This window comes from Caballeronia sp. LZ062 (assembly GCF_031450785.1).
Taxonomy (GTDB): domain Bacteria; phylum Pseudomonadota; class Gammaproteobacteria; order Burkholderiales; family Burkholderiaceae; genus Caballeronia.
This window is the reverse complement of sequence record NZ_JARTWB010000002.1, coordinates 1,091,544-1,105,163: the sequence shown is the minus strand read 5'-3', so window position 1 is coordinate 1,105,163 and position 13,620 is coordinate 1,091,544. Positions and strand designations below refer to the sequence as shown.

The following is a 13,620-nucleotide window of genomic DNA, read 5'->3' as shown; positions in this document are numbered from 1 at the left end:
GGTTTTTAATCGCGGCGATGGCGAGGGAAAGGATTGCGTGCATGAAGCGCAGTATCGATGCGAACGCGCGGCGCTGTCAATATCGAGATAGCGGGCGCGTTCGCTGGACTACTTACATGCCCGTGTAACCGAGCGGCTTCGTGGCGTTCTTCTTCGCGACGTCCGCGTTCGTCGAGACGACGTATTGCGGCGATTCCGTGAGCGTCAGCGTCGCCACGCCGTTGCTGTACGGCGCGCTCGACACGTTGCCCATCGCATCGATCAGCTTGACGGTGCCGCTCGTGCCGGCTGCATCGACATTGAGCTTGTAGGCGGTGCTGTACGTCGTGCTGAACGCGCCGTTCGACGCCGGCCACACGGCGTTGTTATGCGTCCACAGCGCGGTGATGACCTTGCCGTTGCCGAGTTGCTGGAACGCGTAGGCATAGACGCCGGACGGCAGGTTGTTCACCGGACCGAGCGTGGTGGTGCCGTCGAGCACGCGCGTCATCGCGGCGACTTCCATCGCGGCCGGCTTCGGGCTGATGTTCGTCGTGCCGAACTCCGCCTGCGGGTGATCCAGATCGAAGAACGTGCCGTAGCCCGGCTCGCCGGGAAAGTCCGGCCCGAAGAACACGTAGGTCTGATCCGCGCCTTCGCCGAGCAGGATGATGTGTGCGCGCGCCACGACCGCGCCGTGCGCGAACAGAATGTTCTGCGACGGATAGTTCGGACCGTAGTTCGCGCCGATGTCATAGCTGATGCCCGTCTCGGTGACGAAGAGCTTCATGTTCGGCTTGTAGTCCTTCGCCATTTCCGCGCGCAGATTGCGCATCTCGTTGAGCAGCGAGTTCGCGGCATCGGCGGCATTCGCGTCCGTGTGATGACGCTCCGGCGGATGCGACGGCGAGGTGCCCGCATCGTAATAACCGTGCGTCGCGATGCCGTCGAGATACTGCGCGAGGCCGAGCGGCGCAAGGCGCTTCAGGCGATCAGTCGTGAGCGACGGGAACGGCTCGGCCGGTCCCATGACGACCGCATGCGGATCCTTCGAATGCAGGCCCTGATACGCCGCCTTGTAAAGCGCGACGAAGTTCACGTCCGTGTCCTTCCACTGGACGATCGGCTCCCACGTGAGCTGATAGTAATTTGCCGACATCGTCGGGTAGTAGCGTGCGCGGATCGCTTCCGTTTCCTGACCGACGCGGCCCATGTAATTCGCGTAGTACGTCAGGTCGTTCGGGATGTAGCTGTAGTCCGGGCTCAGGCCGTGCATGCTCGCGCCGCCGGGAATCCCGTCGAGGCGCACGAGCCGCATGATCTTGCCGGACGTGTAGAACGGGTCGAGGTTGTTCGCGTTCGGGTTGAAGGCGAAGCGGCCGTTCGGTTCCATCACGGACATCTGACGGTCGTCGATGGTCGACGAAATGCCGAGCGCGGCGAGCATCGTGCCGTTGTCGTTGAAGCCCTGCATGCCGAAGCGATGCTGCTCCTGCTTCGTGTACGTGACGGCGGGAATCACGCCGCCAAGGTTCGGAATGACGCCGAAGGTGGCGATGCCGTCCGGGCGCGTGCCGGCCGTCTGCACCTGGCCGCCGTGATTGGCGAGGGTCGCCGACACGGCGAAATAGCCGGCGAGCGCGGAGGAGCAGGTGAGCGTGGTTTTCGTGGCCGCCGCGGGCGCTGCGAAGCTGCCGCTCGCCACCGTCTTGCCGAGCGCATCGGAGATGCTCCATTTGAGCGTGTCGGCGGACCCGGGGCGCGTGGTGATCGCTACCTGGAACTTCGTGCTGACCGGGAACATGCGCGATCCGTCGCTGCTCGGCGTGTCCGCCGTGATTTGCCCGCTGCCGCCCGATGCCGCCGCTGCCGTAGGCGTGCCGCAGGTCATCGACAGTCCGCTCGCGGCCTTGGCGACGGCGTTCGTGTCGGCAGCTGCGGCGCCGTCCGTCGTCGCATTGGCCGCGTTCGTGACGGACGCGGGCGAGGAGGCGTCTTCACTGCCGCCGCAGCCGGCGAGAGCGAGGACGAGCGTCGAAAGCAGAAAAATATTCTTCTTCATTGGATTCATGTGCATGGACCGGACGCGCGCAGGCGACCGGCGACGCCTTCGGCATCGGGTTCGGGACGGGCAGGGAACCAGCGAGTTCGCCTCTTTCCGGCCGAAAGCCGGGATTGCAAGAGGCGGACGATTGCGCCGTCGTTCAAGGACAAGCGCTCATGCAGCGGTGGCCACCGCCAGCACGACGCCCGACTGAGGGCAAGCGACGTCGAACGGCCGCAAACGGTACTTCTTGCTGAGTTACATACCGGCGACCAGCGACGGAGGCAAATACTACGTTATAAATCAGACAATGACACGCAACAGCTCGTAACCGCTTGTAACGTACGACAAATACCTTCAATTGTCATACAGTTGGCGGAGTCTTCCGGCTTGTCGTTAGCGCATCACCGGTTTAACTTTGTCGGCACACGAACTCATGAAAGGAGACCGCCGTGGCTTTCCTGTTGCTTATCGTCGAACCCGTTGGTCAGCGCGCACAGCGCACGGCGGAGGAAGGGCGCGAAGCGTATCGGCAGATGGTTGAATTCGCCGACGAGTTGAAAGCGCGCGGTGTTTTGCGTGCCTGCGAATCGCTGACGTCGCTCGCGGATGCGTCGCGCGTGTCGACCGTCAAAGGCGACGCGCGAGTCATCGACGGACCATTCGCCGAAGCCAAGGAAATGATCGGCGGCTTCTTCCTGCTGGATTGCGAAACTCACGCGGAAGCCGTGGCGATCGCGGCCGAGTGCCCGGCGGCGGCATGGTGCACGGTCGAGGTCCGCAAGCTCGGGCCGTGCTATCTGTGACGTTCGCGACGCGGTGTCGATTCCCGCGTGCCTCGATCGTCGTATGAACGACATCCACCGAAAACGGAGCCTCGCGCCATGCACAGGCAGATTTTCGTGAACCTGGCGGTTCGCGACCTCAAGCAATCCATGACGTTTTTCAAGGCGCTCGGCCTGAGCTTCGACCCGGCCTTCACCAACGACGCCGCCGCGTGCCTCGTCCTGGGCGAGAACATCTACGCGATGCTGCTCACCGAGCCGTTTTTCAGGACCTTCACCGACAAGACGCTCGTCGATGCTCGGGAAAGCGTGGAGGCGCTCGTGTGTCTGTCGTGCGAGAGCAGGGCGGAAGTGGACGAACTCGTCGCGAAGGCCGTGGCCGCGGGCGGGCGCACGCCGCGGCCGCCGCAGGATCACGGCGCCATGTACGGCCACGCATTCGAGGACCTCGACGGCCATGTCTGGGAACTCGTCCACATGGACCCGGAAGCGGCGTGAGCGCGTCGTCGGACGAGCGGGAAGCGGCGACGCGGCGGACCATCGAGGCGGTCTGGCGGATCGAATCGGCGAAAGTGATCGCTAGCGTGGCGCGTGTGGTGCACGACGTCGCGCTCGCGCAAGAGCTGGCGCAGGACGCGTTCGTCGCGGCGCTCGAGCACTGGAGCCGCGCGGGCGTGCCCGAGAAACCGGGAGCGTGGCTCATGACGACCGCGAAGAACAGGGCGCTCGACCGTCTGCGCCAGCACGCGCTGCACGCGCGCAAGCACGAGGAACTGGGCCGCGATCTCGACGCGCAGGAGATGCACGTCACGCCCGATTTCGTCGATTCGCTCGACGCCGCGCGCGAAGACGATATCGGCGACGATCTCCTTCGGCTCGTGTTCACGGCGTGTCATCCGGTGCTGTCGCTGGATGCGCGCGTCGCGCTGACCATGCGGCTGCTTGGCGGACTCACGACCGACGAGATCGCGCGCGCGTTTCTCGCGCCGGAGCCGACGATCGCGCAGCGCATCGTGCGGGCGAAGCGCACGCTGTCGGCGGCGCGCGTGCCGTTCGAGGTGCCGAAGGGCGACGAACGCACGGCGCGGATCGCATCGGTGCTCGAAGTCATCTATCTCATTTTCAACGAAGGCTACTCGGCGACCGCCGGCGACGACTGGATGCGTCCGGCGCTGTGCGAGGACGCGCTGCGGCTCGGGCGCATCCTCGCTGAACTCATGCCGCTGGAAAGCGAAGTGCACGGCCTCGTCGCGCTGATGGAGATTCAGGCGTCGCGGACGAAAGCGCGCGTGGACCGCGACGGCCGTCCGGTGCTATTGCCCGATCAGGATCGCAGCCGTTGGGATCCGTTGCTGATCCGGCGCGGTCTCGCGGCGCTGCGGCGAGCCGAGGCGCTGGGCGGTGCGCGCGGCGTGTACGCGCTGCAGGCGGCGCTGGCGGCATGCCACGTGCGCGCGCCGAGCGCCGCCGAGACCGACTGGACGATGATCGTCGCGCTTTACGATGCGCTGATGCAGGTGGCGCCGACGCCCGTTATCGAGCTGAATCGCGCGGTCGCGGTGAGCATGGCGTCGGGGCCGGAAGCGGCGCTTGCCATCGTCGACCGGCTGCGGGATGAATCGGCGCTCAAGAGTTATCACTGGCTGCCGGGCGTGCGCGCGGATTTATTGGCTCGGCTGGGTCGCGTCGATGAAGCGCGAGCGGAGTTCGCCCGAGCGGCGGAGTTGGCGAAGAACGGACGGGAGCGGGAGTTTCTGCTGCGACGGAGCCGGGACATGGAATGAGCCGTTGCGGACGCATCCGAATTTGACATAAGGCAAATTAGCGTAGTTTCTATTATCTGCTTCACGAGACCGGCTCGGCGCGTCCCCGAGCCGTCAGACGCTAAATCACTCTTGCTCCGGATCGGTCGGCGTGCGCGTATTGCCATCGTCCGCTTCGGTCAACGGAAGATCGGCTGCCGGATCATCCGGCTTCGGCGCCGGGCGCGCGGCCTTGTCCGTATCGACGACATCGGTTCCCGGTTCGTTTTGCGGAATGCTCATGATCTTCTCCTTTTGGAGGTTGAGACGCTCGGGCCTACGTTCATCGCAGAGCATCGAAAGTGCCTAACCGCCCGGAATGGCGGTTGCTGTCGATCTGGCAATGTCCAAACAACCGGAGCCCATCATGTGCGCGACCTCCCGTTCATCCGACAACCCGCCGCAAAACCCGGTCGACTCCGAAGGACTGACCGACCTCGGGCCGGCCCAGCCCGAGAACCCGCCGCATCCGCCGCAAGCCGATGCAGAGCTACGCGATCCGCCGAGTCCGGCCGGCGTGCCGCGCGGCGATGATCAGTCTTAAGACGATTGCTGGCAGTTTAATGTTGCTCGCGATCCGCCCGACGGCTTCTTCGCATGAGACGTTGGGCGATTCAACAGAGGTCATTTCCGAAACGGTGCCGAGCGAAGCGCACATTCGATAATCGTTAAGATATTTCTTGTGAAACCGCGTGCTTTAAGTGGGAGATTCCACGCTTGGAATATCGGGTCACGAAACACTCGCTAATAGCCGCTGAAGAATTCGAATAGATACAATGAGCGGCACATTTCCAGGCTCTATTATCGAACGCTCATCGCCGAGCGAATCTCGATTCAACGATTTGCTTGATCCGCGACCTGCATCATTGCATACACCAGGCATGCACCCGCTTTCCCGCCCCGGCATCGACCGCGACCTATACTAAAAATCACGCGCTCCTAATGGTCGAATAATCGTCAAATTTTTTCGACGAATCATTCATCAAGCGAAACGTTCCCGGGCATCGTGCATAGTCGCGTGATTAACGCTTGGGACTCGGCCCGAGCCGATGACGGCGCATCTACACGCGGGACACCATGCTCAAAACCTACGACGATCTTTATTCAAAACTCTACGCGGGTGATGTGGAGGAATGCTGGCGCTTTCTCGACGAACGGCGCGCCGCGGACGGCAACACCGCGGAATACTGGCATTGGCGCGCATTAGTGCACTTGCGCGCCGGTCAATTCCTTCAGGCGCTCGATATCTGTTTCATGCTGACGCGCCTGTCCGACTCTTTCGCTTTTCACGTGCATTGCATGTGCGACGTTGCCGGGCATCTCGGTCTGAAAGAAGTCGCGCTCGCGGGAATCGAATCGTTCGCCCGTAAAGCGTCCACGCCGGAGATCGCCGCTTTTCTGTGGCGCGTGTACGGCTGGCATTATCTCGGCGACGACGAGCGCGTGCTCGAACTGAAAGCCGACGGCATCGACGAACATTCCGCGTTCGTGCTCGGCCATCATCAGGCACGCAGTCGCATGCGGCTCGACGGCATCGCGCGCGGCGTCGAGGCGATGCACCGATACTGGTCGTCCGACGATGCACGGCGCGTGCTTTTTCCTCATGTCAACCGCGAAGGCTATTGGACCGGTCAGCGCGCCCTGCCCGCGCGCCTGTCGGTGCGCCTCATCGCGTCGGGCTTCGGCGATCTGGTGAACTGGGCGCGCTATATCGGCGCGTTGCAGGCCATGGGCGTCGACGTCGAATACGACACCGAGCTTTTCCGTGTCGCGACGCCCGAGCCCGATCAGGCCGAGTTCGTCCGGGCCATGGAGATCGCCGGTTTCACGCGGCCGAGCGGTGACGGCGCAATGTGGACCGACCCGTTCACGCTCTTCACCGCCCTCTTCCCGGTGCTGGGCCACGCGCCGTCGCACCGGTACATCGAACCGGCCGATCCCTCGGCGGTCGACGCCGTCATCGACCGCATCTGGCATCGCGCGCGTGGCCGGCGCTGCGTCGGCGTGTTCTGGTCGTCGTGCGAATCGGCGAACAATTTCGCGAGCCGCAGCCTGACGCTGCCGGACCTCGCTCCGCTCTTCGACAACCAGAGCGACGTCTACTGGGTCGTGATGCAGCGCGGATTCGAGCGCCGCCGCTGGCTGAACGACCCGCGTTCGTCCGATCTCGACCGGTTCACGACACTCGGTCTCGACATGACGCTCGCTCAGTCGGCGGCGCTCATCGACCGGCTGGATGCGTTCATCGGCAACGACGGCGGGCTCACGCATTTCGCCGGAGCGCTCGGCAAGCGCAGCTACCTCTTTCTGAATCACGTGGCCGAATGGCGTTACGAGCGCGAAGGCACCGCGACCGCCTGGTACCCGAACATGCGCGTCGTGCGGGCGCGCGAACTGGGCGCCTGGGGCGATGTCGTCGGCACCTTGCAGCGACTGCTCGGCGCCGACGCACGGTAATGCATGTTCAGCGCGCGACCGCGCGGAACCCGTACTCCTCGCGCGCGCCGTAGCGGCCGGGCGCGAAGCCGTTGAACACGTGGCCGCCTACCTTCGCGCCGACGTTTTCGAGCCGGCGCAAGGTCTCTTCCAGTTGCCGCGCGCCCGTCCGGTCCGCGCGCGAAACCAGCAGCACGAGGTCGCAATCGTGCATGGCGATGGAAAGCGCGTCGCTCACCGGCAGCACCGGCGGCGAGTCGATGACGACGTAATCGTAGATGTCGCGCAACATCGCCAGCGTTTCCTGGAAGGCCGGACGCCCCAGCAGTTCGGCCGGATTCTCGGGATAAAACGCGCCGGCGTCCATCATCGAGAGACCGCCGCCGAGCGACACGATCGCTTCATCCACGCGCGCCGAGCCTTCCAGCACTTCCGCGAGACCGGGACCCGTGCGGCCATCGACGAGATGACGCAGACGGCCTTGCCGCATGTCCGCGTCGATCAGCAGCACGGACGCACGCGTTTCCGCGAGCAGATACGCGAAGTTCGACGAGACGAAGCTCTTGCCCACGCCCTGCGTCGGGCCGGTGAAGAGAATCACCTTGCCGCCATGGTCGTCCGCGCTCGCGACGTAACGCGGGTTCATCACGGTCGTCGTACCGCCGAAGCCCATCGTGTTCATGGGATTGAGCGGGCTCGATCCGCTCAGCCCCGGATAGCTCATCGGCACCGGCGCGCCGCTCAGCATCGCGCGAACGCTGTTGCGCAAGGAGCGCAATGCCTCGATGCTCGGATCGGTCGGACTCGTCATGGCGAGCAGCTTCGCGGGCGCTGCGTTGTGCGTGAGCGCCCGCACGTCCTGCCGCAATTGCGCCGTCGAACGTGCGATGACGGCCAGGCGCGGCAGCTGCGAGAACTGGTCGATTTCCTCCGGACTCCGAAGTTCACGCCGATTCAGCGCGATCATATAGATGGAAACCGTGCTGATGAAAAGGCCGCCGAAGATGGAACCGAGCAGCACGATCCAGGCGCGGGGCCACGACTGCTTTTCCGGCGCGACGGCCCAATCCACGACCGCGACACCCGGCGGCGTGCTCGCGGCTGCCACTTCGAGTTGCTGCGCGTTCGTGAGCACGCTCGTGTAGAGCTGTGTCGTGACGGCGACATCGCGCGCAAGCTCGACGTATTGCCGCTGCACGGTCGGCAGATTCGCGGCGATCTTCGCCGTGTCGGCGATCTCGCTTTTCACCTGGTTGAGTTGCGTGAGCGCGCTCTGATAGTTCTCGTTGTCAGGCTTATAGCGATGCTGCGCGGCATCCAGCGCGAGTTGCAGCGTCGTCTGCTGCTCTTCGAGCCGGCTCATGCGTGTGATGAGTGCCGTGTTCTGCTGCGCCATGTCGACGGTGCCCGTCTGCGTGCGGAACGCGTTGAGACGCCGCTCGGCCGTTTCGAGATCCTGCTTCAGCGCGGGCAGGCGCTGCTTCAGGAAGTCGAGGCTCGTCTGCGCCTGCGCTGCCCGGCGTTCGACGTCGCGCTGCTGATAGGTCTTGATGATTGCATTGACCATCGCTTGCGCGAGCAGCGGCGATTCGGCCTGATAGCTCAAGTGAATCAGCGACGGGTCGCGCAACGACGATTCTCGCGGCGGAATCGAGGTGCGCAGCCGCGAGATGACGTTGTCGAAGGTCATCTGCTGCGAGTACCTGCGCAGTTCAAAGCTGATGCCCGGCCGCGCGCGCAGCGTGTCGATGCGCAATTCGCCAGGCGCCCGGCCTTCCGGCGTGTTCACCTCGAACGACACCGTCTCGCCGACGCGCCCTTGTGCAAGCTCTCTGTCGTCCTTGTCATAGAGCGTCCAGCGCCCCGCCTGTCCCGCGACCACATGAAACTTCGCCTTGTACGCGGATTCAGGCACCGTGAAGACGCCGGGCTTCAGACGCTCGCCGCCCCACGCATATTGATCGAGCCCGAAGAACGATGGCGCGAGTTCGTTATCGCTCGCATGTCGCGACGCGAGAAAGCTGCCGATCAACGGGAAGTGGCTCTTCGTCTCGACGACCGTCTCCGCGCCCGTTTGCGCGATGGCCGCGCTCACGACCGAGCGGGAGGTCAGCACGTCGCTTTCGTCGTTCGCGGAGGCATCGGCGGCCATGGAACCGGACACGTCGGAGAGCGCGCTGATCGACGTACCCGCCTTGCTTTGCACGCGCAGCAGCGCTTCGGCGCGATATTGCGGCGTGGCGAGCAGCACATACAGCACGCCCGCCGCGCAGCATGTGCCGGTGACTGCGCCGAGCAAGGTCTTGTGGCGCACGACGCTGCGCCATAGATCGACGAGACCGTCGCCGCGTTGCGGAACTGGCGTCATGGCCGGGCGCATGTTATATGAAAGCATGTTATATCCCTACGAAGAAGTAAAAGACCAAGGACGTCAGCTGCATTTCTAATCAAGGCGCATTCCCTCGCATACGCCTTGTCCATCAGTACAACGAACGACTATGACCCGGCCGTGATGAACACCGGTCCCTGCGCTTCCGTCACCGGGAGCATGGTGCGACCGCTGCGTGCCACTCCATACAGATCGGTGACGCGCGCGCCCGCAGGCAGACGCGATACATCGAGATTCACCACATTACCCGCGCCGTAGCACCAGACCACGTACTTGGTCGCGTGCCCATCGTCGAGCTTCAGCACGATGTATTGCTCTTTCTCGTCGATGAAGTAGCGCGCGTTCGTCGCATCGGCCGTGAACGCGAACAGATGCTTCACCGCTCGGTAGGCCGGCAGCTTCGCGTTGTTCGCATCCAGCAGGCCGAAGTTATGTTCCATCTCTTTCGGGTCTTGGCCGTCGTTGCGCATGTCGTAGTACGACGTCAGTCCCACTTGCGCGATCCAGTTCATCAAGAGCAAGCGCACCGCGTAATTCGCCTGCCTCGCACGCGCTTCGCTCGCGTGACCATTGCCGATATCGGCTACATAGTGATAGCCGACGCTCGGATACGACCATTCGGTCGCCCACACTTGCGGACGCCTGGCGTAGGTCGAAAGGTCGTCGCGCAACGCACGATAATCGCCAAGCACGGTCTCCGGCTCCTGCTGCCGGTACGGATGCACGCTCACGGCATCCGGCCCCGTCTGCGTCGCGCTGATATCGCCCACTGCGCGAATGAAATCGCGATCCACCTGCTGTACACCGCCTGTCGCGACGACCACGTCTGGATTCGCTGCACGCGTCGCTGCCACCGCAGTCTTCAGCAACGCGCGATACGCAGCCGGCGAAGGCGGCGCGAGCCAGTAGTCTTTGTGGTCCTCTTCATTCCAGACTTCGAAGCGCACCGGCGCATTGCGATAGCGATAAGCCGCCTGATACGCATACGTCTGAAACGCGGCGAGCTGCGGCGCGGACGTCGGCGGCTGATCCGGGCTATACGCGTAGTGCTTGTAGCCGAGAATAAATAGCGCCCCGAGGCCACGCGCCTTCAAGTTGTTCACGAGGCCGTCGAACTCGCCGAAGTGCCATCCGTCCGGCGCCTGCACCGCTTCCCAGAAGAGATCCGTGCGCACGAACGAAAAGCCCACATCCTTCACAGCATCGAGCAGCTTGGCATCGCTGATCTGATGGATCGCGACGCCGGTATTCGCCCGAGCCGACGCGAAAGACGGCAGCGCGACGTAAGCGCGCTCAAGAGACACAGGCGAGCCGTCGAGCGCGACGTTGGGCGTGGCCGATGCGGGCAGCATCGCCACACACGCGGCGACCGCGCCCGCCACCGCGATGCGTCGAGCGAAGCTCTTTTTCACGCGGAACATGTCAGAGCCTCCCCAGTCCTTCGTGCGCCGACTCGAGCAGCGGCTCGCGATTGACCGAGGGCATCGCATGAGTCGCCGGCACGCGCGGCCGCCACTGTGTCGCGAAGATGGGCGTCGGCACGCGCCACGCCTGTGGCTCGATGGCAAGCGCGCGTTGACGCAGGTAAGCGAGTGTGAGGCCCAGGAACAGCAGACAGCCGATGGATTCGCAGATGTCCGTCGTCGCGCAGGCGAACAGCAGATAGAGCAGCATCGCCCATGAGGGCCTGTCGTCGGGCTGCGCTCGCAGCACCACGCGCACGAAGAAGCCGATGAGCGCGACCGCGCCAAAGAGGCCGAAGCTCGCGAGTGCATACAGCACCGTATTGTCCGCATAGGCGACATTGAAACCGAAGGCGCTCTCGTAGTACGTGGACGCCGAACCGAACCCGCCCGGGCCAAGCCCTAGCCAGATGCGGTTGTTCTTCAGGAGTCCTTCGATCAGGACAGGCCACGTATTGAACATGCGGTCCTGGAAAGACGCGAGCGTCATGTATCCGGTGCCCGAGAGATTGAATGCGGAGGCCGCGATAAACGACGCAAGCGGAAAGCTGATCGCGAACGCGGTCGCCCAGAGGCAGGCGCGCTTCATCGTCATCGTCGAGAAAAGACAGTGCGCACCGACGACAAGCGCGAGCGCCACGGGCGCCGTCTTGTTGGTGGTGGCGTGAATCGCCGCGCCCGCTCCCGCGAGCAACGCGCACTGCAACCAGCGCTTGTCCGTGCGCATGAGAAGCCACGTCGTCAGGAGACCGGCCATGAGTCCGGTCGACGCGCTGTCGCGCCCGAAGCCCGATAAGCGCGACGCAATGCCGACATACGAGGACACCGCGACCCGCACGTTATGACCGCCCACCGAGACGCTCGTGCCGACCCACGGCAGCGTCATGAACGTATTCGCGAGAATGCCGATGCCGCAGAGCGCAGCCAGCACGATGAAGCCCGCCGTCGCTATGCGGCCGTTGAGCAAGGCTAGCGCGCCGGGCGGCGCCGTGAGCGCGAAGATCATCGGCGAAACCGTCCACACCCAGAACGCGACGGCTTGCGGCACGACGCCATGCGAAAGCGAGACGCACGACTGCGCGATCATGTAGAGCGCAATGAGCGCATGACCCGCCTTGGGGCGTTTGACCAGCGTGAGCAGCACCCACGCGAGCATCAGCACTTTCGGCAGATATGCGGCCTGCGGCACGCCGGCCATCGACGTGTAGTAGCGCACGACGCCCGAGAGCACGTCGCTTCCCACGGCGGCGAGAAACGTCGCGACCCACAGCCTGTCTTCGAGCGATGCCCTGTCCATTGTTTCACCGTCGCTTGTCGCCGGGGATCGTCGGTTGCGGACATCACCGCCGATCGCCTCTTGTTGTATGCGCTGGCTTGCCAGCGCGACGGACCCGGCCAGGTCCGCCCCCGTTGCCGAAAACTTACCGTTGCCATGCGGCGTGCTCCGTGCGCCTACGCACGCTCGATCCGGCCGATTGTTCCCGCTCACGTTTGCTATGTCGGCTTGCGCTCATAAGGCGGAAACGAAGAGCGGCTGCGGCATGAGCCGAAACGTTTGCTTGGATCGTTGCCGAACATAAGCGAGCTTATTGTCCTACCGCTACGGGTTTATCCTCGTGCTCAACATGCGCCGCAAACACACGCGACGTCGTACATTAAGGGCATATCGGTATAAATGGCGACGTGTAGGATGACGTACCAAATAAGCCGAAAAGATTGCGCACCGGAAGGCGGTCGGGGCCGGACGCGCGGGGTCGCGGTATCGAACAAACCAAAACTCGAAGAGGCTCGCCATGAGTGAGACCAGCACGCACGCCTGCGACGCCGCACGCGTGAGACACGGCAACGCCGTGCTCTTCTTTCTGGGGCCCGCACCGCGCGGCCCCCGATGAATCTCTCGCCTCAACGAATCGCCGTCTTTCCCACGTCATCTCCGAGAGCGCATATGAACGCACAAGACCGTGCCGCGTTGACGCAGGCATCCAAAGGCAGTATTGCGGTATTCGAATCCGTGGTGCCACAGGCCACGCTCGCCGCCATCAACCGAATGCTGGATGCGGCCTATGCCGCGACACAGGACCACGAGCAATTCTTCGGCAGCGCCAAGGATGTCGTGCACACGTTGCGCGATATTCCGGCCTTCAGGACGCTGGAGAACGAGGCCGTGCGCGCGGCGTCCGACTGGCTCAAGTCGACCATGCAGGTCAACGCGACGGTCGGACCGTGGTTCGGACTTCGCATTGGAAGCAGCACGACGACGGCGGGCAGTCATTGCCGTCACTTCGACTCGCACGTGCTCACACTCGTCATCGTGCTGAAGACGGCAAGCGATCAGGACAAGAGCGGCGATCTCGTCGTCTACCCGAGAACACGCGACATTCCGCGGCGCCGCGACAACCTTTTGCGCAAGAGCGTGCAATGGGGCGAGCGCGGCCTGCCCTTCCCGCTGCGCGCGGCGCGCACGGAGCGTCATCTCGAACGCGGTCTGTGCTCACGCATCCGGGGTTTCGCGGGCGACGTGTACGTCTTCAACGGATTCCTGATGCAGCACTGCAACCTGGACGTGCTCGCGGGCGAACGCCGCAGCCTCATCATTCATTATCTGGACCCCGGCTTGTCGCTAGGACTCTCTGCGATCAACCGGCTGCGCCGACATGCGACGGCCGTGCCGACCGATGCCGTGCGCCCGGTCGAGCCGGTAACGGGACTTGACGCGTTTTGA

Annotated in this window: 11 protein-coding genes; 6 read left to right on the top strand and 5 right to left on the bottom strand. The window is 63.9% G+C overall.

From position 1 onward, the window contains the following. Nucleotides 1–112: 112 nt before the first annotated feature. On the bottom strand, nucleotides 113–2,041 hold the full coding sequence (locus P9239_RS11245) for a hypothetical protein (RefSeq protein ID WP_309750737.1): 1,929 nt from the start codon (nucleotides 2,039–2,041) through the stop codon (nucleotides 113–115). Nucleotides 2,042–2,475: 434 nt separating this feature from the next. Here P9239_RS11245 and P9239_RS11240 point away from each other — a divergent pair, with 434 nt between their 5' ends. From P9239_RS11240 to P9239_RS11230, 3 genes are all read left to right on the top strand, one after another. Next, entirely contained in the window at nucleotides 2,476–2,829 is a 354-nt protein-coding gene (locus P9239_RS11240; RefSeq protein WP_309750735.1) for a YciI family protein, read from the top strand. Between the two features lie 78 nt (nucleotides 2,830–2,907). Further along, nucleotides 2,908–3,306 carry a VOC family protein gene (locus P9239_RS11235; RefSeq protein WP_309750733.1) on the top strand — a complete coding sequence of 133 codons (399 nt, stop codon included), beginning with the start codon at nucleotides 2,908–2,910 and terminating at the stop codon, nucleotides 3,304–3,306. After that, on the top strand, nucleotides 3,303–4,592 hold the full coding sequence (locus P9239_RS11230) for an RNA polymerase sigma factor (protein ID WP_309750731.1): 1,290 nt from the start codon (nucleotides 3,303–3,305) through the stop codon (nucleotides 4,590–4,592). Before P9239_RS11235 ends, P9239_RS11230 begins: the two co-directional genes overlap by 4 nt. Nucleotides 4,593–4,697: 105 nt before the next feature. On the opposite strand, the gene P9239_RS11225 is transcribed toward P9239_RS11230, so the two are convergent. After that, entirely contained in the window at nucleotides 4,698–4,853 is a 156-nt protein-coding gene (locus tag P9239_RS11225; protein WP_309750730.1) for a hypothetical protein, read from the bottom strand. A gap of 124 nt (nucleotides 4,854–4,977) precedes the next feature. Between P9239_RS11225 and P9239_RS11220 the strand changes: the two genes are divergently transcribed. Together P9239_RS11220 and P9239_RS11215 are read left to right on the top strand one after the other, a co-directional pair. Further along, nucleotides 4,978–5,154, top strand: a complete 177-nt coding sequence (locus P9239_RS11220; RefSeq protein ID WP_309750728.1) for a hypothetical protein — start codon at nucleotides 4,978–4,980, stop codon at nucleotides 5,152–5,154. A gap of 533 nt (nucleotides 5,155–5,687) precedes the next feature. Next, on the top strand, nucleotides 5,688–7,067 hold the full coding sequence (locus P9239_RS11215; RefSeq protein ID WP_309750726.1) for a glycosyltransferase family 9 protein: 1,380 nt from the start codon (nucleotides 5,688–5,690) through the stop codon (nucleotides 7,065–7,067). Nucleotides 7,068–7,074: 7 nt separating this feature from the next. Here the strand turns inward: P9239_RS11215 and P9239_RS11210 are convergent, their stop codons facing one another. The 3 genes from P9239_RS11210 to P9239_RS11200 form a co-directional block, all read right to left on the bottom strand. Continuing rightward, the gene (locus P9239_RS11210; RefSeq protein WP_309750723.1) at nucleotides 7,075–9,414 is read right to left on the bottom strand and encodes a GNVR domain-containing protein; all 2,340 of its coding nucleotides are present in this window, start codon (nucleotides 9,412–9,414) and stop codon (nucleotides 7,075–7,077) included. Between the two features lie 128 nt (nucleotides 9,415–9,542). Then, a complete protein-coding gene (locus P9239_RS11205; protein ID WP_404980030.1) occupies nucleotides 9,543–10,856 on the bottom strand; it encodes a cellulase family glycosylhydrolase in 1,314 nt (437 codons plus the stop codon). Between the two features lies 1 nt (nucleotide 10,857). Continuing rightward, on the bottom strand, nucleotides 10,858–12,195 hold the full coding sequence (locus P9239_RS11200) for a hypothetical protein (RefSeq protein WP_309750721.1): 1,338 nt from the start codon (nucleotides 12,193–12,195) through the stop codon (nucleotides 10,858–10,860). 648 nt (nucleotides 12,196–12,843) lie between these two features. Here P9239_RS11200 and P9239_RS11195 point away from each other — a divergent pair. Next, on the top strand, nucleotides 12,844–13,620 hold the full coding sequence (locus P9239_RS11195) for a hypothetical protein (protein ID WP_309750719.1): 777 nt from the start codon (nucleotides 12,844–12,846) through the stop codon (nucleotides 13,618–13,620).